Source organism: Streptomyces sp. NPDC001401, assembly GCF_042895385.1.
In the GTDB taxonomy this organism is placed as follows: Bacteria; Actinomycetota; Actinomycetes; order Streptomycetales; family Streptomycetaceae; genus Streptomyces.
Map to the genome: position 1 here is coordinate 1 of NZ_JBIAWI010000032.1, position 25404 is coordinate 25404.

Below are 25404 nucleotides of genomic sequence, written 5' to 3' on the forward strand. Positions count from 1 at the left end.
ACGGTCAGCGTCCCCATGGGGAGTCGTGACCACAGTGGTGGGGAATTGGCTGACGCCGATCATGCAGATCGTGGGGAATTGTTTGACCGTCGACAGGCCCAGGCGTACGACGCCGGCGGCACCCTCCAGGGCATCGCCTCGTTTCTGGGCCGCTCCACCACGTCCGTGCACACGCTCCTCGACGAAGCAGGCCGGAGCAACGCATCCCTAGCAGACCCCGTGGAAAGCACGTTGCGGGCCCGGGTTGCGGACGGCACCTACCGGGTGGACGACGTGATCCCGCCGAGGCAGCAACTGTGTGAGGAGCTGGGTGTCACCCGGGCCGCGGTGGAGCGTGCCATCGGCCGGCTGGTCGCCCAGGGCGTCATGCTCAGTGTCCACGGCCGCGGAACCGTCGTCACGGATCCCGAAGCACCTCCCAGCGGGCCCGACCTGAAAGTGCGCACGGCATCAGGGCGGTGGGAGACCTGGACCCTGCGACCCGATTCCAGCGTCCAGCGCATCCGGGACGCCGTCATACGCCGGGTGCTGGACGGCACCTACCCCGAAGGCGACAAGATCCCCAGCGCACGCGCGCTCGCCCGGGAATTCGGCGTCATCCACCCCACGGTCGACCGAGCTCTCACTCCCCTCAAGCGGTGCGGGCTCCTCACCACCCGCCACCGCGACGGCACGTTCGTGCACCGCAAGGCCCGCAGCCTCCTGCAGAGCGCCCAGACACGCCACACCAGCCCCTGACTCCCGTGCACGGCAGCCCCGTTGACATCCACTGCCGTGCACGGGTTCAACACCCTGCCGCCGAGCCAGTCGCCTGCACTCCCCGGCCCGGCGGCAGGGGCCAAACCAACAACCGCTCCGATCGCTCCCATCGAAAGCAGCACCCGATGCCCACCGTCGTCGTACGCAACAACGCCGGCTCCCGGTTCGATCCGCTCGCGGAACGTCTCACGGCCATCGCCGAGGAGACCCTGCCGCTGGTCGAAGCCGTCACCGAACTGCCCCTCCCCGACACCGTGGCGATCCGGCTGATGTCCCCCCGCGCCTGGCGGAAAGCCCACAGCCGGAGGGCGCAGCGGCTGGTGATCACCGAAGGCCGCGAGCTCGGCGTCTCGTTCGCGGACCTGCGCCAGGTCGCGGGCGCCCTCAAGGCCGAAAGGAAGGGACTGCGCCAGATATGGCCTCTGATCGGAGCCCAGTCCGTCCTCTTCACCCGCGGGCAGCCGGAGATCGTCGTCATGCCGCGGGCGCTCTGGGAGATGGGCGTCCTCAACGACGAGGAATTCCACTACAAGACGGTCGCCCACGAGATGGTCCACCTGGCCCAGTACGCGGTGACGGACGGGCAGGTGTGGGCGGCCAACGACAGCCTGTTCCCGCAGTTCCGTGGCATAGCGGACCGCGACTACGGCTTCCTCCTGGAAGGCCACGCCTACTGGGCCGACCGGCAGATCACCGCCAAACTCCTCGGCGCCCCGGTGCAACGGAGCGGGATCAGTCCTCACGCCAGCCTGCGCTACCAGGCACTGGCCAAGAGCCGCGCGCACAAGGACAGCAGCGGCTACGTCAAACGAGCCGAGGCCAGCGTGGACAGCATCGTCGCCGAGCACGGCCTCACCGCCTTCAACCGGATCTGGGTCGACCGCACCGACCTCGTCCCTCTCCGGAAGGAGACGGACGAGCCGACCGCCTGGCAGGCCCGATTCAGCGCGCCGAGATCCGCATGACCGGCCGGCCGCCGCTCCCCGGACGGTCGGCGATCCGGGAACCGGGCCGCCTCCCCGGACACCCGTCCCTGTGCTCGCCGTGCGTGGGGTACTGCGGCACAGGGGCGGGCCCATCTCCCAGTGTGGGGGCCAAGCGGCCTCCATCGCGGCCGGCATGGCAACTGCCCTATACGCGGGCTGACGAGACGACCCGTCTGGAGACAGGCGGGTGCACCACCCGGCGACCGGACCTGAAAGAAGGCTCGGCACCGGACGAAGCGCGTGGGGAGAGCCCTCTCCCACTGGCTCTCCCCACGCTCGACCGCCTGAACGAGAGGAAGAAGAACAGCAGTGGACCTTCCAGACTGCTTTTCAGCCGATCTCCGCAGTCGTTCCGCGCAGCGGCGCGTGTCCGGCGCGAAGGCGCGGCGTTCTGACTAGCGTGATCTTCCCGACCGATCAGGCCCAAGACCCCGTTCCCCACGAGTAGTTGCGCGATACCACCGCGAAGGAAACCCCTATGACCGACGTGACCGCCGACTCGCCCTCAGCAGCAGAGCTGCGAGACAAGCTCGTGAATGAGCTCGTGACCCAGCACGTGATCCAGACCAAGGAGGTCGAAGCGGCGTTCCGTGCGGTGCCCAGGCACCTGTTCGCCCCTGATGCGCCTCTGGAGAAGGCGTATGCCCAGACCCATGTGGCTACGAAGCGGGACGAGAATGGCATCACCATCAGCTCGGTGTCCGCACCGGAAATCCAGGCCACCATGCTGGAGCAGGCGGGGCTACGGCCCGGTCACCGTTGCCTGGAAATTGGCTCCGGTGGCTACAACGCCGCGTTGATGGCCTCCCTGGTCGGCGCGAACGGTGCGGTCACCACCATCGACATCGACCCGGACGTCACTGACAGGGCCCGCGCCTGCCTGAAGGAGGCCGGATACCCGCAAGTGAGCGTCGTCCTCACGGATGGCGAGGGCGGGTGCGCCGAGCACGCCCCCTACGACAGGACCATCGTCACGGTCGGCAGCTGGGACATCCCGCCGGCCTGGGTGGACCAGCTCGCCGTCGGCGGAACCATCACCGTCCCCCTCCGGATGCGGGGCCTGACCCGATCGATCACCTTCGCCCGAGAAGAAGATCACCTGGTCAGCCAGTCCGCGAAGATCTGCGGCTTCGTCACGATGCAGGGAGCTGGAGCGCACCAGGAACGACTGCTACTCCTGCGCGGCAAGGAGATCGGCCTGCGGTTCGATGACGAGTGGCCGGCCGAACCGGACTCCCTGAACGGCGCGCTCGACACCGAGCGAGTCGAGGTGTGGTCGGGGGTGAAGATCCCCCGCAAGGAGCAGTTCGACACGCTCCAGATGTGGCTGGCCACCGCACTGGACGGCTTCTGTCTCCTCGCAGTCGACCCGAAGCTGGACACGGGCCTGGTCTCCCCGCAGAACAAGATGGCTTGCCCGGCCGTGGTCGAGGGCGGCAGCTTCGCCTATCTCGCTCTGCGGAAGCTGGGCGAGGAACCAGATCCCGTGTTCGAGTTCGGAGCACACGCCTTCGGGCCGGACGCCGCCGCGCTCGCCGACGCCATGGCCGAGCAGATCCGGGTCTGGAGCCGTGACCACCGCGGCGGGCGCGGCCCGAGCATCCTGGCCTACCCAGCCAACACCCCCGATGACCAGCTCCCCGAGGGACGAGTCATCAACAAGCGGCATGTCCGCGTCCTCATCTCCTGGCCGACGGAGGGCTTGCCTCCGGCGAGCTAGGGCAACCCGCACCATCTCACTCAGAAGGAGCGAACAACATGAAGAACCTCGAAGCCGCGACCACCCAGGTCGACGTGGACTTCACGCTCGACGTCCGCGTCATAGAGGCCGGTGTGCCGGTCCGTGACCTGCTGCGCGACACCAGCGACAACTGCGGCTCCAGCTGCTCGGGCACGGCCTGCACCTCGTTCGTGGGCGACCCGGCCTGACGCTGATCACTGCCGGTGGCGTCGGACGGACATTCCGGCCGCCGCCACCGGCACCCCCGGCACGCTGTCGAAAGGGAAGAGGAGCTGATGACAGCAGGAGCGGACCGGCTGGTGTACCGACAGGCTGGCGTTCCCCTTGTGCGCGCCACGACGCATCCAGACGGGGCGCCTCTCGCTGAGGGACTGAGCATGACCGGTTCCCCTGATGCGGTCGTGGCCGAGGGACTGGCCTGGCTGAAACAGGTGTGGGAGCACGAGGAGGCCCGGCGTGCCGTGGAGACCGCCAGTCCTGTGCTGGCCCGGCAGATCTCTGGGCTGCTTGAAGGGCGCGGCGCCAAGGTCCGTCAGGTGCGGCGCCTCGTGGCTTCTTTGGCCTCCTACCAGTTGCGCTGGCGGGGGCGAGCCACCCCGTTCGGTCTGTTCGCCGGAGTCAGCACGGCTCACGTCGGCACCGGCGTTCACGTGCGCTGGGGAGAGAGCCACCGCGCAGTCGCCAGGGCGGACGGGCAGTGGTTGGGGGCCGTCGTAGCCCGTCTGGAACAGCATCCCCGCCTGTTGGAACGCTTGACGGTGATCACGAACCCCGTCGCGTTGGTGCGCGGTGACCGACTCGCTGCCCCCGGCGAGCCGCCCGACGACCGTCCTGGTGTGCTCGCGCCGATCGAGATATCCGTCGGCCACACGCGTCCGGTGCGCACTGCCACGGAGGCTGCTCACGAGCCCATCCGCTTCGGGGAACTTGTCACACTGCTTGCCGCCGAGTACCCGACCGCACCACGGGAGCAGATCAGTTCCCTGCTGGCCGGACTCGTCGCCCAGCACCTCCTGCTCACCAATCTCCGGGCGCCGATGACCGTCCCGGACGCCCTGGGGCACCTCCGGGCACAGCTGGACCAGGCTGACGCCGACGAGCTGCCCGACCTCACCAGCCTGGTGCAGGACCTACGGGTGATTCACGAAGACCTGTCGTGCCACAACGACACCTCCGCGTCCCCCACCGCGGCCCATGCCATGAGGGCCACGGTGGCGCAGCGCATGAACGCGATCTGCGACATCGCACCGCAGCCGCTGGTTGTCGACACGGCCCTGGACTGCGACGTGTCCCTTCCCGAGGCGGTGATCCGGGAGGCCGAGACCGCTTCCTCCGTGCTGCTGCGCCTGACGCCCTACCCATTCGGCTATCCCCGCTGGAAGAACTTCCATGTTCGATTTCGGCAGCGGTACGGCGTGGGGGCCGTCGTCCCCGTACCTGAGCTGGTCAGCGGCACCGGGCTGGGACTGCCCGCCGGATACCTGGGCTCGCCGGTGGCGAACACCGCACGCACACTGACCGAACGCGACGAAACCCTCCTTGCTCTTGTACAGCACGCTGTCATCGACGGTGTCGAAGAGATCGCGCTGACCGAGCCCCTGGTCCGCAGGCTGGCGGTCGGCGACCCGTCCGAGATGGTTCCGCCGCCGCGCGCCGAACTCGCCTTCCAGATCCACGCCGCCTCACCGCAGGCCGTCGGAGACGGCTCGTTTCGCCTGCTCGTCACCTCAGCCCCACGCCCCGGCAGCAGCATGGCCGGACGGTTCACGCACCTGCTGCCCGAGGCCGACCGCAAGAACCTCTCCGACACATACGCAGCCCTGAGTACGGACGCCCCGGAGGACATTGCCGCCCAGCTGTCGTTCTTCCCCCGCCGACGGCGCAGCGAGAACGTCGTCCGCACGCCCCAGCTGCTCCCGCACACGATCTCCCTGGCTGAGCACCGCGATCCCCACCCTGATCTCCTCCCACTGCACGACCTCGCGGTCACAGCAGACGCTCGCCAGCTCCACCTGGTCCAGATCTCGACCGGCAGGCGCATCGAACCGCGGGTCGTGCATGCCCTGGAGGCGGGCACGCTCACTCCGCCGCTCGCCCGCTTCCTCGCCGAGATCACCACCGCCCGCTGCGCCGTCTACAAGGCGTTCGACTGGGGAGCCGGGGTACGTCTGCCGTACCTGCCGCGGCTGCGCTACGGCCGCAGCGTGCTCTCGCCGGCACGCTGGCTCCTGACGGCAGCCGACCTTCCCAAGCCCGCCGCCCCGTCGGCCGAATGGGACGAAGCCCTTGAGGCATGGCGTCGTCGGCTGCGCGCCCCGCAAGCCGTAGTTATGTGCGAGTCCGACCTGCGCCTGCCACTCGACCTTGGCCAGCCCCTCCATCGGCTGCTGCTGAGGAAGCGCCTCGACGCGGCCCGCGAGGTCGAGTTGCAGGAGGCCCCGACCCCCGCCGACCTGGCCTGGGCGGGCCGCGCCCACGAATTCCTCCTCCCGCTGCGTCTTGCCCACCCGCGCGCTGCAGAACGGAATCCGGTGGCGCCGTCGCCCCTTCACGCCGTCGAACGCAACGCGGGGCATCTGCCCGGCCGCTCCGAATGGCTGTACGCGCAGGTTCATGGACACCCCGACCGCCAGGACGAAGTCCTGGCCGAGCACCTGCCACGCCTCCTCGACGGCTGGACCGGCCTTCGGCAGTGGTGGTTTGGGCGTCACCGTGACACCACCCGCCCCGACGCCGAGCAGTACCTGAGCCTTCACCTGCGCCTGGCCACTCCCGGCCAGTACGGACAGGCCGCCGCCAGGGTCGGGGAGTGGGCCGCCGAGCTGCGCGGTTGCGGCCTTCTTGCGCACCTCCAGCTCGCCACCTACCAACCCGAAACGGGACGCTATGGTCACCGTGAGGCGTTGGACGCGGCACATGAGGTGTTCGCCGCCGACTCCGCCGCTGCCCTCGCCCAGATCACGCTGGCCGCCCGCACCGGGCTGCCGCCCGAAGCTGTCACCGCCGCCGGCCTGGTCGACCTTGCCACCTCCTACACAGAAACCCCGGACATCGGCATGCGCTGGCTGATCAGCCATCTCCCGCATGAGCAGGGGAAGTTGGACCAGACGTTGCGGGATGCCGGGATGCGATTGGCGGACCCCGGCGGCAACTGGGCGACGCTGCGCACCACGCCAGGTGCCGACGACGTGACACGCGCCTGGGAACGACGCCGAGCCGCCCTTTCGGCGTACCGCACGCAACTTGCCCGACAGCGGGAGCCCTACGGCGTGCTGAGGTCCCTGCTCCACATGCATCACGTCCGCACCCTCGGGGTCGATCCGGACCGCGAACGGGTCAGTCACCGGCTGGCCCGCGCCTCGGCCCTGCGCCAGACCGCCCACGGACAGAAGGGAACGCGGTGAGCGCGCTGAACGGCACCGCGTCCGCCGCCGCACGGGAGATTGCCCGACAGCTGGCGACACCCGCACCGCTCCCCACCGAGCTGGGTTGGCGTACGCAGTCCCTGTCCCAGGGAGCAGCCGGTGTCGCACTGCTGCACATCGAGCGCGCTTTTGCCGGGGACGGCAGCTGGCACACCGCACACACCTGGGTGACGGCCGCGGCCGGGGACGGAGTCAGTGCCGCGGACGACGCCAACCTGCTCTTCGGCGCACCCGCTCTCGCCTTCGTTCTCCACGCGGCCGGGGCCGACGGAACCACCCGATACGGTCGAGCCCGCAACAGCGTGGACACGCATATCACCGCACTCGCCCACCGCCGCGTCGACCTCGCACACGCCCGTGTCGACCGTGGCGAGCTTCCCGCCTTCCGCGAGTACGACCTCCTTCACGGCCTCACCGGGATCGGCACTCATCTCCTTCAACACGCGCCTGGCAACGATGCTTTGGGGCGGGTCCTGACCTACCTCGTACGCCTGACGCAACCGCTGCAGATCGACGGCGAGACCCTGCCGGGGTGGTGGGTCTTCCACGATCCCGAAGGCAAGCAGGACGATGCCTTCCCCGGCGGGCACGGCAACTTCGGCATCGCGCACGGCATCGCCGGGCCGCTCGCGCTCCTCGCCCAGGCCCGGCGTCGAGGGATCACCGTAGACGGGCAGGACGAAGCCCTCCACGCGATCAACATGTGGCTGGACATCTGGCGGCAGCACGCCGGCTCGGGTCCGTGGTGGCCGCAGTGGATCACCCGAGACCAGCTACGTACCGGCCGACCGGGCGGGCTCGGCCCACTGCGACCGAGTTGGTGCTACGGCACCCCGGGTCTTGCCCGCGCTCAGCAGCTCGCAGCCATCGCCGTCATGGACACCGCCCGGCAGCAGATGGCCGAACGCGCCCTCGCCTGCTGCCTGTCCGACCCGGCCCAGCTCAGCCAGATCACGGACACCAGCCTCTGCCACGGCTGGGCCGGGCTGTTCCAGACCGCCTGGCGCGCTGCCCGCGACGCGTGCTCGGCGGAGATCAGCGCGCACGTGCCTGCCTTGGCCGACCGCCTCATCGAGCGAGGCCGTGCCCGCCCGGGCGAGGACACCGGACTACTCGAAGGCACCACGGGGCTGGCCCTTGCCCTCCACACTGCCGCACACTCCACGCCGCCGATCTCCGGGTGGGACTCGTGCCTTTTGATCAACTGAACCGCCCCCGGACCAGGAAGAGTTGAGGAACGGTGGAAGATTCCCTCTCGCCGCACCAGGTGGCCACGAACGTTCTGGAGGTTCTGGCCGGCGTCCCGCTCCACCAGGCCGCCGCCCGCGCCGGGATGACAACCGACGGCCTCGCCAACGCCGTCGCGGTCTACCGGGCCGCCGGAGAATATGCCCTCGAAGCGCAAGCCGAGGACGCGTGCGGCTGGTACTCAGTCTCCGTTCAGTTTGCGGACTGGAGTGCCGCCGAGCAGACCGCCACCACCATCCTGGGTCCACAACTGGAGCAGGCGCAGAACACGGGGGTGCTCGCCGGTTGGTGGTTCCTTCGCAAGTACCCCTGCTGGCGGCTGCGCTGTCGGCCCGGCCCCGCGGCCACCCGCACCGACGCCGGGAACGCCGTGAACAACATCCTGGACGGGCTCATGGCCGAAGGGGTGGTTGACCGATGGTGGCAGACCATCTACGAGCCCGAGTCCCTGGTGTTCGGCGGTCCCCACAGCATGGACATCGCCCACGATCTCTTCCATGCCGACAGCAGGGGCGTCCTCGACTACGTACGCCGCCATGACGCCAACGCACTGCCGGGAACCACCCTTGGCCGTCGGGAGCTGTCCATCCTGTTGCCCAGCACTCTCTTCTTCGGCGCCGGTCAGGAACCGCACGAGCAGGCCGACGTCTGGCACCGCGTCGAACAGCTGCGGCCACTACCGTCTGACACGCCCGCCGACCGGCTGACCAGGATGACCGCGGCCCTTCAGGTCCTGATGCAACTCGACACCGGCCCCACCAGCCCCTTGTTCCACGAGGGCGGCTCCCTCGCCTTCATCGGGCCGTGGGCCGCCGCATTCGAGAGCGCGGGCCGGCGCCTGAGCCTCGCAGCACACACCGGCTCTCTCCCACGGGGCGTGCGGGACATCCTTGCGCACTACGTGATCTTCGCCTGGAACCGGCTCGGCCTCGACAGCCGCACGCAGGGCATCCTCGCGCGAGCGGCGCGTGAACCCGCAATGAATCCACCGGCCATCAGGACCGATACCCCTTCGCTGGAGGGAAGTTGATGTACGGGGAACCCGACGATCCCGCCGTCGCCCACCGGATGCGAACCGCCCATCTCCGAGCCTGCACCGCACTGGGAATCCGCCCCGACCAGGAGCCCGACGAGGCATGGGGGTGGCGCGGACGAACGCTGAGCCTGCCCGTGTCCACCCCGAGCGGTCCAGCCTGGCTCCGCGTCGGCTCTGCCGCGTCCACCGCGGTCGACGCCCGATTCTGGAACGGCTCTCTTGCGGCCGAGCAGTCCATCCCGGCATCGGTGCCGCGCCCTCGGCTGAGGACCGTCCACGACTGGAGCGACGAGCAATGGGCGTACCGCGCGGAACTGTACGACCGGATCACGGACAGACCCGCCTCGCCAACTGCAACACTCGCCACCAGTCCGGATCTTCCGTCCACTTGGTGGAAAGCCGTCCGATCCGTACTCAGCGACATCTCGCGAGTGCCCACAGACCGCTTCTCCGTGCACCAACCCTTTCTCGATCGCGCCATGCCACAGTTCCTCGGCGCACCAATCGACACGACGCCGCCATCGTTGTCCACAGCGCACGGTGACTTCCACTGGGCGAACCTCTGCGCTCCCGAACTCCGCGTATTCGACTGGGAGGGGTGGGGCCTCGCCCCGACGGGCTACGACGCTGCTGTGCTCCACAGTCACAGCCTGCTCATCCCCTCCGTCGCCGCCTGCGTCCGCCGCGAACTCAAGGACGTTCTCAACACCCCCGAGGGCCGGTATGCCGAACTCGCCGTCATCACTCAGCTCCTTCACAGCACGACCCACGGCGACAACCTCGAACTCGCCAAGCCCCTTCGCCGCCGCGCTGAACATCTACTGGGGCGCGCGGTTCCCCACCCAGTCCATTGAGCGCACGTACAGCGTGCGGCAGGACTGCCCGACAGGCGCCCCCGCGCCGGTTGCACAAATCACAACGACCAGACTCCGCGCAGAGTACGGATCACCGCTCGACGACCGGCAGGCCGCGACATGAACGCGAAGGCACAACACCGCCTCCCCGGCAGTCCCGTCGCACACCGAGCGGTCTCATCCTTTCCCCTGGTGTGCCGGCCCCGCCTGACCTGCCCGGATCTCGAAACCCGGATCGCGGAGGTGCAGAGCTATGCGAATGCCTGCGAGCACCAGACAGAACCGGCCGAGCGGCGTCACCGAGCCTGCGTGGTCTGGAACCTAGCGGCGCTGATCGCGGCGGACTGCGGCATGCCCAGCCTCGCCGCATCCCTGTGCGAACGCCAGTTTCATATCTTCCACGCCGCGTGGCCGGTGACCGGCCGCACGGCGATCGCCTCACTCCAGCCGCTCGTCAACCTCGCTCGCCTCACCCACCGGGCCGGAGACCCTCACGACGCCTACCAAGCGCTGTGCACGATGAACCACGCTGTGCACCACGGCGGAAATGCCCTGATCCACGGCGCAGCCATCTCCTTCGACCACTTCGTGGCCACACACGCGGACCGGCACGAGGCCGCCACATGGCTGCGGGCGATCATGCTCGAAGACGGCACCCGCCTCCTGGCAACCACAGGCCACTGGACGAGGGCCGCAGAGCACGCCGCACTGTACGACGACGCCAGCGAACACCTGCGCGAGTCCCGACAAACACGGATCATCGGAAACCTGTACAACGGGCATACCGGTTCAGCACTCGCGACCCTCGAAGCCAGCGTGACCACCGACCCTTGGGAGCGCGCGGTCGCGGCGTGCCTGCGCAGCTACATCGACCTGCACACCAATCAACTGACGCCCCAAGGCATCGCGCGGGCACTGGAAATGGTGCGCCACGCCCGGCAATCACCCGGCCAGGACACGACCCACTTCCACTTCCGGCTCGGCCTCACTGCGGTTGATCTCGCCACTGAGACGTGCCCGGGACACGCGGAGGCCCTGTGCGCCGAGCTGATCCGGGACGCCGCGGAATCGGGAGACGCCTTCGCCGCCAGGGAGGTCCTACGCCACAACACCGCTCGTGAGCAGATGACGCCGGCCGAGAGGGAAACGCTGAACACACTTGTCCACAGGTCGGGCCTCGGCCACGGATCGCTCCCGCCCCCGCTGCTCACCGACTTGCTGGCAGCAGTCGAGAGCACGGAAGACGTCCTGATTCGGACCCTCCGTACCTGAGCGAGGCCACCGATCATCCACCGAAAACCTCATGCGTCACAGGCGTTTCAGACGTCGGCGATTCGGCCAATCCTCTCCGCTCGGGAACGGCTCCAACACCGTGTCCGCATGTTCGGCCCCTTGCGTTTCAAGGCCCCCACGGCGTCCGGAATCGAGCGCGTTCGATTCCGGCGCCGCGTCGTTATGCCGTGCACCGCCGAGCCATCCAGGTGCGGCCCCCGACCCCCCAGGAGGGACACAGGTGACTGTGACTGACGCCTCGAATGCCAACGCTGAGACGCCACCCCCTCCGCCACCTGCGGAGATCCGCTACAGCGGCGAATACTCCATCAACCCGCTTGGCGACGTGTCCTTCACCCATATGTGCGCCCGCCTGCCGTCCGTGCTGCGCCGCATCTGTCGAATGGCCTGGCAGCTCGACCGCACGGCCGTTCTCCTCCTCGCTGCCTGCCAACTGGTCACAGGCGCAGCCGCCGCAGTCGGTCTGGCCGCGACCGCTCGCGCCATGCAACCAGTGCTTGGCCCCGGAGCCGTGACCGACCGTCTTCATCAGGCACTACCCGCGCTGCTCGTCGTGGCCGGCGCGGTGGCACTCGGACGGCTCTCCAGCGCACTCGCCTCATACGCGGGCCGCAGGCTCACCCCACACCTGACGACCTATGCAGACACCTCGCTGGTCGAGGCAGTGTGCCGAGTCGAAGCCGCAGCCTACGCCCAGGACGGCTTCGCCGACCGGCAGGAAGCCGCCGAGATGGGCGTGGTGCGCACGACCGTGATGGTGAACGACGCTCAGCGATTCATGGCCGCTCTCATCAAGATGGTGGCCGCGAGCGGAGTGTTGTCCGTGCTGCACTGGGCGATGCTGCCTCTGCTCCTCCTCGCCGTCCTACCGGCCGGAGTCGGCGCGGTTCTCACCGCGCGCGTCGACTACGAAATGCACTACGCGAACGTGTCGGACCGCAACGTGCGCCACATGATGCGCTGGTGGGCCACCACGCCGAAACACGGCGACGAAGTCCGCGCCAACGGCATGACCGGCTATCTGCTGTTCTGGTACCGGTCATTGTCCGAGCGCATCGACCGACGTCTGCTGGACTCCGCTCCACGCACTGTCAACGGCCATTTGTAATCCCCGGTGGCGGCCAGATGTCCCTCGCACTCATGGCCGACTCGACGTCCCCAGTGGCGGCCAGATATCTCCCCGCCGTTCTGAGGACCCGTTCACCTCAGAGGCATCACGCCCTTCCCGGTGGTGGCTTCGGTGAGCCGGAACGATTCACCCTGCGTGACCACGACATGGGCATGGTGAAGGAGGCGGTCGACGGTGGCGGTGGCCAGGGTCTTCGGCATGATCTCGTCGAATCCGGACGGGTGGAGGTTGCTTGAGACGGCCAGTGCCCGCCGTTCGTAGGCGGCGTCGACCAGGCGGTAGAAGCCCTCGGCGGCGTCCGGTGAGACGGGCAGGAGCCCGATGTCGTCCACGATGATTAGGTCAGTGCGGATCAGTCGCATCATCGCCCGGGCGAGGGAGTCGTCCGCGCGATGGCGGCGGACGAGGGCGCCGAGGTCTTCGATGGTGAACCAGGCGACGGTCAGGCCGGCTTCGACAGCCGTCTGCCCGAGTGCTTCTGTGAAGTGCGACTTTCCCGTGCCGCTTGGGCCGCAGATGCAGAGGTTCTCCCGGCGTCCGACCCACTCCAGTGTCTTCAACGAGTCCTGGACCTGGCGGGTTATGGACGACTTGGTCTCGTCCCAGTCGCCGAACGTCTTGCCCGCGGGAAACCCGGCCCGCTTGCGGCGGGTCCGCAGGTTCGCAGTGTCCCGTCCGGCAGCCTCCTCGGCCAGCAGGACCCGGACGACCTCGGCGGGATCCCAGCGTTGGGCCTTCGCGGTGGGGATCAGATCGCTCAACGCCCGCCGCAAGTGCGGGAGTTTGAGCCGCTTGGTCAGCTCAATGGCCTCGGCGAGCGGATCGCCGTGGGCGCCGGAGATGGTGCGGATCGGGGTCGCCATCAGTACTCGTCCTTGTCGTTCGTGATGCCGAAGCTGGACCAGGCGGAGGTGCCCGGCTGGAGACTGTGCTGTTCGGTGGCCCGGCTGGGCTCGATGGACTCGAGTCCGGCCTGATAGCTGAGGATGGAGATCAGGTCGTTCTCCGCGAACCGCCCGGCGATCGCCGCGGCCCCCAGAGCCCGGTCGACCTCGGCGACCGAGTGGAGCTTGGCCAGGGCGACGGCCTCGGCCATCTTCGGCTTGAGGCGTCGGGCTCCCGCGGATGCGGCCTCGATCAGCCAGGAGGCGGCGCCGGGGCCGAGCGCGAGGAACGCGGCCTCCTCCGCGGTGGTGGCCCGCGGAGTGCGGTCGGCTTCCTTGTTCTCGCGGGGCGGGTAGTGCTCGGCCTTGACCGACGGATGACCAGGGGCTGAGCGGTCGTGCCGGGCGACCTCAACGGGTCCGTCCTCGCGGACGGCGGTGACGATCAGTTCGTCGCCGTGGAACCGGGCCCAGACCCGGGTGTCGACGAGGTGGTGCGGGACCGAATAGCGCACGCCCTCGACGGAGATGGTGGACTCCCAGTTCACCCGCCTCGTGGTGCCGAACGCGACGGTGAAGGGCTCCTTGGGCAGCGGGTGGAGCCGCTGTTGCTCTTCGAGCAGAGCCTCGGCGGGCTTGCGGCAGCTGGCGCGGTGGACCCGGTCGTTGACCGAGTCGCAGAACTCCCGGCAGGCGGCTTCGAGTTGTCCCATGGTCTTGTACTGCGGCAGCAGGTTCGCCGAGGTGGGCACCAGGTCCGCCTTCGCGATGCGGACGGTCGCTTCCGAGCCGCCTTTCGTCTCGGGATCGGCGGGCAGGCAGGTGCGGATCGTCATGCCGTAGTGCCGTCCGACCTCCACGATCTGGGGGTTGCGGACCGCGATGTTGGCGATGTGCTGGGTCGTGACGGTCTTCTCGTTGTCGGTCAGTGCATAGGTCGGGACCCCGCCGATCCGCCGCAGTGTGGCGTCCAGGCAGGCCACGATGGTCGGCAGCGTCTTGTCGAACACCGGGATGACGACCCGGAACCGCGACCAGGCCAGCCAGGCGCACCACAACGATGTACGTCTTCCGCCGATGCGCGGCCCCTCGCCCCAGTCCCACTGCAGCCAGAGCGCCGGCTCGGTGATCCATGGCCGGTAGACCCGGTGGTGCCCCGACCGCATCCGAGATTTCGCCTCGGCGACCGCGCGGCGGGTGGTGCGGTCCCCGCCGGTGAAGCCCATCGCAGTGATCCGCCGGTGCACGATGTCCGCACGTATCCGCCCCTTCGAGGCGGCCACCAACTCCTCGATCTTGTCCATGAATTCGTCGATCGGACGGGCCCGGTGCTGACGCTCGGCGGGACGCTCACCCGCCTCCCGCAGCTTCACATAGCGGGCCACTGTGTGGTGGTCGACGCCGGCCAGCTCGGCCGCGGCGCGGTAACTCCCTGTGAGGTCGTACGCCTCCAGGATTTCCATGATCTCCCTGCTGTTCTTCACACCGGCCAGCTTCGCTGGCCAGTGTCCGTACAGGTCCGGGGAGGTATCCGGCCGCCAGTGGGGAAGCTCGCGGCCACAAAGTGCTAGATAAAAGACCGCCTACGGGGAGTATCCACAGGCCGCCGTCAACGCACCTTGCGCATCACCCTGCTGTCCTCGACGGCCGGCGGCTTCTTCCTGCTCCTGGCCTGGGCCGCCCTCGCCTGGCTGGCCACTACCGGACGCATCGAACTCGCCGTTGCCGCGACCGCGGTCGTCGCCGTTCAGACCACGCTCGCAGCGCTCTCCCAGGTCGTCATCAACGGGGCGGCCCTGTTCCACACCAGCCTCTACCTGACCGACATGCAGACGTTCCTCGACGACGCCGCTCAACGAGCCCCACAGCGCGGTGAGTTGTCAGCACCGGCGACCGTGGAGGAAATCCGGATCGACGACGTGGTCTACCAGTACCCCGGCAAGGACAGCCCGGCCGTCGACGGCGTATCCCTCTCGCTGCGCCGTGGCGAGATCCTAGCCATCGTCGGCGAGAACGGCAGCGGCAAGTCCACCCTCCTGCGCTTGATCACTGGCATCTACCTGGCGGACAAGGGGCGCATTCTGTGGAACGGCGCAGACCTCGCCACCCTTGACCAGGACAGCGTCTGGGCCCGGACGGGGCTCGTGCCGCAGCTCTTTGCCCAGTGGCCGCTGCGCGTGCGCGAGAACGTCAACCTCGGGCAGCCCCGGACCCGCGACGACCTGCCTGTATGGGAAGCGATCGACGCCGTAGGCATGCGAGAGGCTGTCGAGGCGCTGCCAGACGGTATCGAGACACTGCTTGCCCGGGAAGTCTTCGGGGGCGCCGAACTTTCCGGCGGGCAGTGGCAGCGCCTGGCCTGTTCTCGCGCGATCTACAGGCGCCCTGACCTGCTCATCCTGGACGAACCCACCTCCCAAATGGACGCCCGCGGTGAGCATCAGATCTTCGAGAAGATCAAACGCGGCGCCACGGACCGCATCACAATCGTGGTCACACACCAGTTGGAAAACACCCGCCTCGCCGACCGCATCCTTGTCATGGCCAAAGGCCGAGTTATCGAGCACGGCCAGTACGAGGACCTGGTGAGCTCCGGTGGCTTGTTCGCCGAACTCGTCGCTCTGGCCCAAGACCGATGACCCATACCGGCACGGAGTCGTTCCCCTCCTCCCACGCACACGGAATCGAGACCCGCATGACTGATGCCTGGAAGACAATCGCCCGCCTTGCCAGCCGGTTGGAAGACCACTCGACCCTTCCCCGCGAGCAACGCATCCTGCTCCAGCTCCTCAAAATCCAGGAAGAGACGGGCGAAGTCGCCGAAGCAGTGATCGGTGCCATGGGCCAGAACCCGCGCAAGGGGCACTCGCACACATGGGATGACGTCGAAGCCGAGGTCTGCGACGTCATCGTCACGGGCATGGTTGCGCTGACCCGCATGAACTCCGACGCCGAGGCCGTGTTCGCACGGCACATGGATCGCATCGCCTCTCGGGACCTGACGGCGCAGGGCGAAGCGGGCGAAGCTCGGCCCACGGACAGCCACCGCGCACCGACGGCCGATTACCGCGCCGGAGGGGACGCATGATCGCCTCCCCTTTCGACTACTGGGAAGCCTTGTGGGCCTCCGGCCGCCGCTACCGGCAGATCACCGAGACCGAGACCCAGCTCCTCGCCGACCATCTCGGTCCCGGCCAGGGACGGCCAGCCCTCGATGTGGGATGCGGCGACGGTTGTGTCGGCAGAGACCGTGTCCCCCGCAGGTCGCGTCGCTTTACATGAAAGAGGAGTTCCAGGCGCCTGTCGTGTTGCGGCGACTCGGCGTTTTCCTTTTCCGATCCGGTCATATGGTCGAGATCACACCCGCATAAGGGTTGGCCGGATGGAACAGCAGGGGCCTGGGCTGTCTCAGCTGTCGACTCTACGGGGCGTGGAGCGGCCCGGTGGGGCCACTTCTCACTGGCGGTCGGCTCGGCTGTGTGCGGCTGAGCCGTCCGACAGACGTCGGAGCTGGACTGCATTAAGGTCCGCGGTTTGTCTCCGCGGAGGCGGATGCGCCCCGCGGTGCCCGAGGAGTCGCAGGTGTACTCGGAGGCGATCTCCGACGTGTCGGTCAGGGCGGTGTGGCTAGGGCGGCCGCTGACGGCCGCCCTAGCCAGGGCGGTGGGATGGTCGGTGAACTCGCCTTTGAATTCCGTGTTCTTGAAGCGGTCGGCGACGGTGATGCGTAGGCCGCCGAACTTGGTGCTGGAACCTTCGATGCGGTAAGCGGGGTCAAGCGCGAGCTTCAGGGAAGGGTTGAGCCGGGGGTGCCTCAAGCCGTTCATGTGCCGGTGTGGGTGTGGGCGGCCCACAGGGTCGGGGTGTTGAGGTAGTCGGTGCGGAGGCGTCTGGTGGCTTTATGCAGGGCATAGGCGCTGCGGTCGGATTGCGGCGGGGTGGTGCCGTTGTCGGTGATCTGGGCGTAGAAGTCAGCGGCCACTTCAGCGGCGATGCGGTCGTTGATTGGCCACAGGGTGCCGATGACGTGCCGGTAGCCGGCGAGGTAGAAGGCGCCGGTGATGTGGAGGGATTCGTCGGCCAGGCGGGGGGCGGTGACGCTGGTATCGCAGGCGGACAGGTAGGCCAGGTCGGCGGTGAGGTCCAGGGCGGTGATGTCGGCCATGGTCAGTGGCGCGGTGTCGTGGTCGGTAAGGATCAGGCGGCTGCGGGCTGGGTCATTCCAGTCGCCGTGGCCGTGGCAGGCGAAGTGGGCGATCCTGTGGCCGGGCAGAGCGCGGAGAACCGTTTCGCGGGTGGGGGTCGTCAAGAGGCGTGCGTCTGGGATGAGGGCGGCGATCGCAGTGGTCTCGTCACCGACGCCGGGTAGGGGCGCGCCGGGAGTGTCGGCGACGGGGACGACCAGGGTGGGTGTGGTGGCACTCCGGCGGCGGGTGTGGGAGAGGGCGCGCACGGTGGTGGTGTAGGAGGAGACAACGCGGTCGAGGACAGCGCGTGTGTCGTCCGGCCTGCTGTGGTGGCCGGCGGCGTGCAGGGGGAGGAAAGCGAGGAGACCGACGGGGCACCACCACACGCGGGGCCAGGGCTTGCCTGGGCGGGGGGTGGCGGTATGGCCGAGGTGGTCAAGGGTGGGTTCGGAGATGCTGTCCCAGGCCCAGGCCAGGACAGTGAGGATCTCCTGCTGGGCTTTGATGCGCTCGCGGGGGTCTAGGCGGTGATCGGCGGTGGCCCTCTGGGCTTCGAGCAGACGGCGCACTTGGTCGGCGGCGTTGGCGTGTGTCAGGTCCGGTAGGGGGACGACCTGGACGGGATTGCCGGGGGTGTCGGTGAGGATGAGTGCGTCGCAGCGGGCAGAGCTGGTATTGACGATCACGACCGGCCCCTCTTGCGCGTGACGGGCAAGCTCACTGATGGACGGTGCTTGAAGGAAGCCCTCGAAACCCGGAATGCCGCGGATGCGCGCGATCAGGCGCTGCCACGCAGCGTGCGCCTCGCGCCGGTCGTCGGCTAGGCGCCGATCCGCGTCCCGTACTGCCTCCGGATTCTCAGCCGCGCCGGGCATGTGCGCGGACGCGCTGCCGGGGTGGTCCAGCCCATCAAGGCGGGAACGCAACTGATCGAGTTCGTCTGCCAGGTGAGGTTCGTCCTCGCGAAGGCGAACCGTGTCGCGGCTTCTCATGCTGAGGGTGTCAGCAGCGAGGATACCCCTAGCGCGCTCCAGCAGCTCCACAGCTCGCTCCGGTTTTCCAGCGGCCAGCGCCGCGGCTGCGGCTTCTCCCGCTAGGCCGGGCAAACGGCCGAGCTGGTGCTCGCGGTCGGTACGGACCAGGTTGCCCGGTACGAGCATCTCCACCAGGTCGAGGGCATCCTCCAGCGCTTTCAGCGCGGCCTGCGGCGCATCGGGACCAGAAACCAGGATCGCGAAGAGCCGATACGCCGCGATGCGGTTGAACGTCCTCCCCGTAGTACTAACTGCGGCCTCGTGGTAGTGGCTGCATGCTTCCTCCAACACGCTCGTCTGTCCAGTGAGCTTGAACTGGGCGTGGAGGGCGTTCCCGAGGTTGTTGAGGAACTCGGCGCGGTTGGGGTGGTCGGTGGGGTGGGCGGCTACTGCCTGGCGCCCCACGGCGACGGCTTCCTCCAACGCGCTCGTCTGCCCGGTGTGCTTGAACAGGCTCAGGAGGGCGTTCCCGAGGTTGCTCAGGACCGTGGCGTAGCCGGGGTCGTTGTTGGGGATGGCGGCCACCGCGTCGCGCCCCACGGCGACGGCTTCCTCCAACAGGCTCACCTCCCCGGTGCGCTCGGACAGGATCTGGAGGGCATTCCCGAGGGTGGTCAGGTGTCCGGCGCGGGAGGGATGGTCGGTGGGAGTGGCGGCCACCGCGTCGAGTCCCACAGTGACGGCTTCCTTCAGCAGGCTCGTCTGCCCGGTGTGCTCGAACAGGATCTGGAGGGCCATCCCGAGGATGTTCAGGCGTACGGCGTGGTCGGGGTGGTCGTTGGGGGTGGCGGCCACCGCGTCGCGCCCCACCGTGACCGCCTCCTCCAGGACGCTGGTCTGCCCGGTGTGCTCGAACAGGGCTTGGAGGCCGAGACCGAGCGTGTTGAGGAGTTTGGCGTGGTCGGGGTGGTTGTTGGGGGTGGCGGCCACCGCGTCGCGCCCCACGGTGACCGCTTCCTCCAGCAGGCCCATCGCCCGGGTCTGCTCGAACAGGGCCCGGAGGGAGTTCCCGAGGTTGCTCAGGAGTTTGGCGTGGTCGGGGTGGTTGGTGGGGGTGGCGGCCACCGCGTCGCGCCCCACGGTGACCGCTTCCTCCAGCAGGCCCATCGCCCGGGTCTGCTCGAACAGGGCCCGGAGGGAGTTCCCCAGGTTGCTCAGGAGTTTGGCGTAGCCGGGGTCGTTGTTGGGGGTGGCGGCCACTGCGTCGCGCCCCACGGTGACAGCTTCCTCCAGCAGGCTCGTCTCCCCGGTGCGCACGGACAGGATCCGGAGGGCGATCCCGAGACTGCTCAGGTACATGGCGTGGTCAGGGTGGTTGTTGGGGGCGGCCACCGCGTCGCGCCCCACGGCGACGGCTTCCTCCAGCATGCTCATCTGCCCGGTGTGCTCGAACAGGACCCGGAGGGCGATCCCGAGGTTGTGTAGGCGTCCAGCGCGGTCGTAGTGGTTGGTGGGGGTGGCGGCCACCGCGAAGCGTCCCACGGTGACGGCTTCCTCCAGCAGGCTCATCTCCCGGGTCTGCTCGAACAGGATCTGGAGGGTGTTCCCGAGACTGCTCAGGTACATGGCGTGGTCGGGGTGGTCGTTGGGGGTGGCGGCCACCGCGTCGCGCCCCACCGTGACCGCCTCCTCCAGGACGCTGGTCTGCCCGGTGTGCTCGAACAGGGCCTGGAGGACGGTCCCGAGGTTGAGTAGGCGTCCGGCGCGGCCGGAGTGGTTGTTGGGGGTGGCGGCCACCGCGTCGCGCCCCACCGTGACCGCCTCCTCCAGCACACTCATCTGCCCGGTGTGCTCGAACAGGATCTGGAGTTCGATCGCGAGGCCGCTCAGGTGGTTGGCGTGGTCGGGGTGGTCGTTGGGGGCGGCGGCCACCGCCTTGCGTCCGACGGCGACGGCTTCCTCCAACACACTTATCTGCCCGGTGCGCTCGAACAGGGTCCGGAGGGCGATCTCAAGGTTGTTCAGGACTGTAGCGCGGTCGGGGTGGTTGTTGGGGGTGGCGGCCACCGCCTCCCGGCCCAGGGCGACGGCTTCCTCCAGCACATTTATCTGCCCGGTGCGCTCGAACAGGGCCTGGAGGGCGTACCCGTGGTTGCTCAGAAGTCTGGCGCGGCTGGGATGGTTGTTGGGAGTGGCGGCCACCGCCTCGCGTCCGACGGCGACGGCTTCCTCCAACACACTTATCTGCCCGGTGCGCTCGAACAGTCTCAAGAGAGCGATGTCGAGACTGTTCAGGATTCCGGTGCGATCAATGTCCTTGGGGAGTGAGGTGAGAACCCATCGGAACAGAGCGACGGCCTGGTCGAACAAATGCCGTTGCGCAGTGCGCTCATACGCGTTGAGTAGATCGTGGGCGCAATCATGTGTTGCCCCCAGGCTGCGCAGATCGGGGCCTGGGACGCCGCGAGAGGAACAGCTGTGCAGGGCGTGGCGTAGAGATTCAGGGATGGGCTCGCTGCCGCTTTGGTAGACAGGGGTCAGATACCGGATGGCAAGGATCAAGTCGTCGTGATCGCCGCTCTGAGGGCGGGCGCGGTGGCACTGCCAGTGATACCAGCCCAATGCGTGTGCGGCCGTGAGGTCCTGCTCCGGGTCGGTCGAGACCAATAGGGCAGCCGCGGCGAGGAGAGCGTCGTCACCAAGGATCTGCGCGGAGTCGTTCTCGCCGTTGGCAAGGTGGTTGTGAAGTGCAGCGAGAGCCGCCTCGCGATCCAGCATGGCCGTCATCCCCCGATACCGGCGTCACTGGCACTGTTCTCCCAGTGCCGCACGAAACTGCGGCGAGGGGACGGCGTCAGCGGTACTTGTTGCGTGAATGTTCCTCACGCCTTGTCATGCGCAGCCTACGCTCTTGTCGAATTGGGGATCACAAAAACCCGCCAGCCGACTCGGGCCCTCCGGGAGGAGCGCCGTCAGCGTCGGAGAGGCAGGGACGAAGGGGGTGCGGTATGTACGCAGCGGATCGCGAACGGGTGGGGCTGCTGTGCGACCAGCTCAGCCGCTGGCCATCGCTGACAGCCACCATCCGCGACGGCGGGGCGGAAACGGAGCTGCACGACCTGCTGGCGTTGCTGGCCGGCCAGTCAGACCCCGATGGTCAGCGGGTGAGCGATCTGCTCGCTGCGATCGAAGACGCTTGTGCTCGGCAGGGCCTGCCGGGGCTGACCAACCGGAACGGCGGTTTTCCCGGGGGCATCCCGGCTTTGCCGCCAGGGATGACCGAATTGCCAGAGGGGATGAACGACCCTGTGGTCCTGGGCTGGACCTGCCCGCTCAGCCGCTGCAACCGAGTCGTGACGCCCGAAGAGACCACACACCCCCCGGCCTGCGCGGCCGTTCCTGGCCCTGATGGGCGGATGAAGCCCTACCCGCCCGCCGCACGGTGACCGCCTTTCTGGCTCAGATCGGCACGAAACTCGCCGACCGCTGGGTCAATGCCCTTCTGCTGCCCGGCCTGCTGTGGACCGCGCTGCTCGCCACAGCCCTACACCTGGGCCAGAGCCAGCCCTTCGCTGCAGGCCGGCTGGCCGCCTGGATCGACCAACTCGCCTCCCGCCCAGCCGCCCACGCCCCCGCGACCGCCGTACTCGCCGTCGGCGCGGTCCTGCTCACCGCTGCCGGTGTCGGCTTGCTAGCAGGGGCCCTCGGAGGCTGGGTCGAACGCCTGTGGGTACTTCCGGCGGACCTCCCCCTGGCCGGATGGCTACTGCGCCGACGCCAGCAACGGTGGGACCGAGCAACTGTTCGCCTGAAGGCAGCAATCCTTCAGGCAGCACAACCCGCACGCCACGATGGCGCCCCAGATCTGGCAGCCGCGCGCGTGCGCGCCTGCCAGCGCCGCCGCGCCCGTCTCGGCCCCGCCCGTCCGGCATGGCCGACCTGGGTCGGTGACCGCTTCGCACGCACAGCCACCCGCGCCGCCGAGGTCAACGGCCTGCACGACCTCACCCTGGTCTGGCCGCGCCTGTGGGCCGTGCTGCCCGGCGAACTACGCGGCGACATCACCGCCGCCCGCACCGCGTACGCCGCCTCCGCCCGGCTCGCCGCCTGGGGCCTGCTCTACACCGTCCTCGCCGCTGCCTGGTGGCCCGCCGCCCTGATTGGCCCCGCCGTCCTGACCACCGCGCTACCGCGTGCCCGCGCGACCGCCAACGTCCTGGCCGACTTGATCGAGACCGCCGCCGACGTGCACATCACCAATCTCGCTGACCGGCTTGGCATCCCCGCCACTCCACCAACCGCCGACACTGGACACGCCATCACCGCACGTCTGCTACCTGTCCCCCCGCCGTTCAGCGCGAACCAGCCCCTGCGGCCGGATCCACTCCCATAAGCCCAGAACCGACGGCTCGCGGCAATGGTCTACCAATCGAACATCGCCCAGGCCACCCAGCCCGAGGCGGGGGAATGCGGCATGCGAACGTACCCACAGCCGGGCCGCTTCTGCTCCTCGACCGAGCACACACTTGCTTCACTGCGTGGTTGAGCCAGTTTCAACTGCACGACCCGTATGGAGCCGTGCCCGGTCGGGCGGCCGGCAGCCTGCGGACGTTGCCGACGGCCGCGGTCGGCCGGCCCCAGGGTCTCCCAGCTCATCCAGCTGCCGTTCACTCTCCCGCCCCGCGCCGTCGCCTCCGTCACGACGAGCGGCTCACCCCAGCGTCGCGGCGGCAGCCAGGTCGATCCCTGAACGGCCGCAGCCCGCTCGAACTCCAGATAGTTGTGCAGTTCAGCCAGCGAGTCGTAGTCGACCCACGTGTTGCGGAACTTGCTGCCCTTGGTGATGCCCTCCGGCAGCAGGACGAGGACCGGCACGTCACTGCGACGGCTGGGCAGCTTCGGCACCTCGCAGGCCAGCAGGTACGAGAACTCCTCCTTGCGCGGCCCCAAGGAGAAGACGAACCGGCCGACCGCCGCGTTGCGGGCCATCTCCCGGCCGCGGTAGCCGCGCTCCACCGACCCGTCGGGCTGCACCCGAGCCAGACCCTTGTGGAACAGGTCGGCGAACTCGTCCTCCAGGTACTTGACGGTCACGTGGGGCTTCGGCTGCCGACGCCGGGCGGAGTTCCGGCGGACCTCCCGCCGCTGGCCGGAGAAGACGGCCGTGGCCTGCCGGTAGGTGAACGGCAGCGAGGTGGTGTAGCCGTTCTCGATCGCCCAGCCATAGAAGGTGCTGAGCATGGTCATGTGCTGGTTCCAGGTGGTGCCCCTGAACCTCTGCCTGCCGTCGGCAGGACCCTGCGACCGGTACACCGCGTAGGCGCTCAGTAGCGCCTTGAGCCGCTCGCGGTTGTCGAAGAGACCGACTCCGTGCTCTTCCCCGAACTCCGACCACTGGCGTACGGCACCGACATACGATGGCCACGAGTTCGCCGCGGGGCAGCCGTTGATCGGCAGCTCGCAGGCCCACCGGTTCACGATCGCCGAGGTACGCAACCCGTGCTCGTCTTCAAACCGAAGGTCGTCGTCGAAGACGAGCACCATCCCCTCGGGAATGACCGCCTTGAACTCCAAGCCCCAGCCTTCCCAGCCCTCAGATGAGTAGAACGCCTGTTCCATGTAAGGGATGTTAAGCAGAGAGACGCCCCTTGAACTCCCTCGCAACTGTCTGTCAGCAGGAGGCGCGGTCGTCAAAGAGACACTGCAGGGTTGCCGAAACAACGACGGCGCTTTGGCCCGACATCTACACCACCAGCTCGGATACCAGACCATCGGTATCGATTGCGCTCCCAGCGCCATCACCGTTGCCACGGATGGTGACCCGGGCTCAAGCGATCAGCCCCGGTTCCAGGTCATGGACTTCGCCGCTGACGACCTGAGCGAGCTGCCCGACCCGGCCTACGCGGTCATCACCTGCCGGCTCGTTTTCCGGTTCATCACCGACAAGGCCGCCTTCCTGGACCAGGTCCGCCAGCTCCTCGTCCCTGGCGGAATCTTCTGGGTGGTCACCGAGCTCGCTGACCGGCGGGCCGACGACGATCCACTCAAGCGCCTGGGCATCAGCGCGCTCGACGTCGAACTCCTCACCGCCCGCTGGTCCACCGTGACCGCCGTCGACCTCGACCAGCTTGCCTGCTTCGCACTCCGCCCGTGACCCCGCACATCCGATCGGAGAAGACCACTGTGAGCAGCGAGAAAAGAAACCGTGAGAGCTGGGCCCGCTACGGCCAGATTCAGATGGATCGCGGCTACCTCCCGCCCGTTCCCGAACAGATCAGGTGGGGCTTCTGGGACGAAGTCGGACCCGGCGACGAGGTCCTCGGGCCGCTGGCCGGAAAGCTGATCCTGGACATCGGATCAGGCCCTGGACACCACGCCGTACACCTCGCGCGCGCCCACGGCGCCATCGTGGACGCGATCGAGTTGTCACCGACTCAGCACGAGCGGGCCGTTCATCAGTTCGGCGACGAACGAGGTATCCGCTTCGTGCAGGGCGATGTGGTCGACCACCTGAGCCCAACAGCGCCGTACGAGGCGGCGTACGCAATCGGCACCCTCGCCTGCGCCGACCCTCACTACCTCCTGCCGGCGTTGCGAGACGGACTCGTTGCCGGAGCACCGCTGGTCTTCTCCGTCCTGCACACCAACCTTCACGATCAGGGCCCTTCCACTGCGGTCGCGCCCCGACAAGAGATGATCCGCATCCGCGACCAGGAACCAATCCCTGTTCAAATGTGGGTGCTTACTCCACAGCTATGGGAGGACCTGCTGGTCGACTACGGCTTCCGCGTGGAAGCAATCGATCTGCTCCAGGCTCCGGAGGCCGGCAACCCCGTTGTCGTGCAGCTCATCCGCGCCCGCCGACCCTCGCGTACGTAGGGAACTTGC

18 protein-coding genes and 2 pseudogenes are annotated in these 25404 nt (G+C 68.4%); 16 read left to right on the plus strand and 4 right to left on the minus strand.

Annotated elements, in window-relative coordinates; all coding sequences use genetic code 11:
- Positions 1–78: 78 nt before the first annotated feature.
- The 10 genes and pseudogenes from ACFY10_RS52505 to ACFY10_RS52550 all read left to right on the plus strand — a co-directional run.
- A complete protein-coding gene (locus ACFY10_RS52505) occupies positions 79–738 on the plus strand; it encodes a GntR family transcriptional regulator (RefSeq protein ID WP_390672531.1) in 660 nt (219 codons plus the stop codon).
- 146 nt (positions 739–884) lie between these two features.
- Entirely contained in the window at positions 885–1724 is an 840-nt protein-coding gene (locus ACFY10_RS52510; RefSeq protein WP_390672532.1) for a hypothetical protein, read from the plus strand.
- Between the two features lie 499 nt (positions 1725–2223).
- Positions 2224–3465 (plus strand): methyltransferase, FxLD system, encoded by a 1242-nt coding sequence (gene fxlM / locus ACFY10_RS52515; RefSeq protein WP_390672533.1) that lies wholly within the window; start codon positions 2224–2226, stop codon positions 3463–3465.
- A gap of 38 nt (positions 3466–3503) precedes the next feature.
- The gene (locus ACFY10_RS52520; protein ID WP_390672534.1) at positions 3504–3674 is read left to right on the plus strand and encodes an FxLD family lanthipeptide; all 171 of its coding nucleotides are present in this window, start codon (positions 3504–3506) and stop codon (positions 3672–3674) included.
- A 189-nt stretch (positions 3675–3863) separates the two neighbouring features.
- Positions 3864–6890 (plus strand): lantibiotic dehydratase, encoded by a 3027-nt coding sequence (locus ACFY10_RS52525; protein WP_390672535.1) that lies wholly within the window; start codon positions 3864–3866, stop codon positions 6888–6890.
- Positions 6887–8119: a lanthionine synthetase C family protein gene (locus tag ACFY10_RS52530; protein WP_390672536.1), complete on the plus strand. Its 1233-nt coding sequence runs from the start codon at positions 6887–6889 to the stop codon at positions 8117–8119. Before ACFY10_RS52525 ends, ACFY10_RS52530 begins: the two co-directional genes overlap by 4 nt.
- Positions 8120–8151: 32 nt before the next feature.
- Complete coding sequence (locus tag ACFY10_RS52535) at positions 8152–9189, plus strand: thiopeptide-type bacteriocin biosynthesis protein (protein WP_390672537.1); 1038 nt, start codon at positions 8152–8154, stop codon at positions 9187–9189.
- Positions 9190–9719: 530 nt separating this feature from the next.
- The gene (locus ACFY10_RS52540) at positions 9720–10049 is read left to right on the plus strand and encodes a hypothetical protein (RefSeq protein WP_390672538.1); all 330 of its coding nucleotides are present in this window, start codon (positions 9720–9722) and stop codon (positions 10047–10049) included.
- Positions 10050–10358: 309 nt separating this feature from the next.
- On the plus strand, positions 10359–11321 hold the full coding sequence (locus ACFY10_RS52545) for a hypothetical protein (protein WP_390672539.1): 963 nt from the start codon (positions 10359–10361) through the stop codon (positions 11319–11321).
- 361 nt (positions 11322–11682) lie between these two features.
- Positions 11683–12435, plus strand: a pseudogene (locus ACFY10_RS52550) (ABC transporter ATP-binding protein); the annotation flags it as partial.
- 107 nt (positions 12436–12542) lie between these two features.
- Here ACFY10_RS52550 and istB read toward each other — a convergent pair.
- Both istB and istA read right to left on the minus strand, forming a co-directional pair.
- Positions 12543–13334 carry an IS21-like element helper ATPase IstB gene (gene istB / locus ACFY10_RS52555; protein WP_390672540.1) on the minus strand — a complete coding sequence of 264 codons (792 nt, stop codon included), beginning with the start codon at positions 13332–13334 and terminating at the stop codon, positions 12543–12545.
- On the minus strand, positions 13334–14839 hold the full coding sequence (istA, locus tag ACFY10_RS52560; protein WP_390672541.1) for an IS21 family transposase: 1506 nt from the start codon (positions 14837–14839) through the stop codon (positions 13334–13336). Before istA ends, istB begins: the two co-directional genes overlap by 1 nt.
- 126 nt (positions 14840–14965) lie before the next feature.
- On the opposite strand from istA, the pseudogene ACFY10_RS52565 reads away from it, so the two are divergent.
- Positions 14966–15994: pseudogene (locus ACFY10_RS52565) on the plus strand (ATP-binding cassette domain-containing protein); the annotation flags it as partial.
- Positions 15995–16050: 56 nt separating this feature from the next.
- Positions 16051–16443: a MazG-like family protein gene (locus ACFY10_RS52570; protein WP_390672542.1), complete on the plus strand. Its 393-nt coding sequence runs from the start codon at positions 16051–16053 to the stop codon at positions 16441–16443.
- A 735-nt stretch (positions 16444–17178) separates the two neighbouring features.
- Here ACFY10_RS52570 and ACFY10_RS52575 read toward each other — a convergent pair.
- The gene (locus tag ACFY10_RS52575; RefSeq protein ID WP_390672543.1) at positions 17179–20787 is read right to left on the minus strand and encodes a CHAT domain-containing protein; all 3609 of its coding nucleotides are present in this window, start codon (positions 20785–20787) and stop codon (positions 17179–17181) included.
- Between the two features lie 737 nt (positions 20788–21524).
- On the opposite strand from ACFY10_RS52575, the gene ACFY10_RS52580 reads away from it, so the two are divergent.
- Positions 21525–21962, plus strand: a complete 438-nt coding sequence (locus tag ACFY10_RS52580) for a hypothetical protein (RefSeq protein WP_390672544.1) — start codon at positions 21525–21527, stop codon at positions 21960–21962.
- Positions 21959–22909: a hypothetical protein gene (locus ACFY10_RS52585; protein WP_390672545.1), complete on the plus strand. Its 951-nt coding sequence runs from the start codon at positions 21959–21961 to the stop codon at positions 22907–22909. Before ACFY10_RS52580 ends, ACFY10_RS52585 begins: the two co-directional genes overlap by 4 nt.
- Positions 22910–22938: 29 nt before the next feature.
- Here ACFY10_RS52585 and ACFY10_RS52590 read toward each other — a convergent pair whose 3' ends face one another.
- Positions 22939–24135, minus strand: a complete 1197-nt coding sequence (locus ACFY10_RS52590; RefSeq protein ID WP_390672546.1) for a site-specific integrase — start codon at positions 24133–24135, stop codon at positions 22939–22941.
- Between the two features lie 7 nt (positions 24136–24142).
- Here ACFY10_RS52590 and ACFY10_RS52595 point away from each other — a divergent pair, with 7 nt between their 5' ends.
- Together ACFY10_RS52595 and ACFY10_RS52600 are read left to right on the plus strand one after the other, a co-directional pair.
- Positions 24143–24670 carry a class I SAM-dependent methyltransferase gene (locus tag ACFY10_RS52595; protein WP_390672547.1) on the plus strand — a complete coding sequence of 176 codons (528 nt, stop codon included), beginning with the start codon at positions 24143–24145 and terminating at the stop codon, positions 24668–24670.
- A gap of 29 nt (positions 24671–24699) precedes the next feature.
- Positions 24700–25395, plus strand: a complete 696-nt coding sequence (locus ACFY10_RS52600) for a class I SAM-dependent methyltransferase (RefSeq protein ID WP_390672548.1) — start codon at positions 24700–24702, stop codon at positions 25393–25395.
- Positions 25396–25404: the final 9 nt, after the last annotated feature.

What these genes read in the sequence shown, in the direction of transcription:
- ACFY10_RS52570 (WP_390672542.1), top strand. Translation starts at nt 16,051, where the DNA reads ATGACTGATGCCTGGAAGACAATCGCCCGCCTTGCCAGCCGGTTGGAA.
- ACFY10_RS52595 (WP_390672547.1), top strand. Translation starts at nt 24,143, where the DNA reads ATGTTAAGCAGAGAGACGCCCCTTGAACTCCCTCGCAACTGTCTGTCA.
- istB (WP_390672540.1), bottom strand. Translation starts at nt 13,334, where the DNA reads ATGGCGACCCCGATCCGCACCATCTCCGGCGCCCACGGCGATCCGCTC.
- ACFY10_RS52510 (WP_390672532.1), top strand. Translation starts at nt 885, where the DNA reads ATGCCCACCGTCGTCGTACGCAACAACGCCGGCTCCCGGTTCGATCCG.
- ACFY10_RS52520 (WP_390672534.1), top strand. Translation starts at nt 3,504, where the DNA reads ATGAAGAACCTCGAAGCCGCGACCACCCAGGTCGACGTGGACTTCACG.
- ACFY10_RS52580 (WP_390672544.1), top strand. Translation starts at nt 21,525, where the DNA reads ATGTACGCAGCGGATCGCGAACGGGTGGGGCTGCTGTGCGACCAGCTC.
- ACFY10_RS52590 (WP_390672546.1), bottom strand. Translation starts at nt 24,135, where the DNA reads ATGGAACAGGCGTTCTACTCATCTGAGGGCTGGGAAGGCTGGGGCTTG.
- fxlM (WP_390672533.1), top strand. Translation starts at nt 2,224, where the DNA reads ATGACCGACGTGACCGCCGACTCGCCCTCAGCAGCAGAGCTGCGAGAC.
- ACFY10_RS52525 (WP_390672535.1), top strand. Translation starts at nt 3,864, where the DNA reads ATGACCGGTTCCCCTGATGCGGTCGTGGCCGAGGGACTGGCCTGGCTG.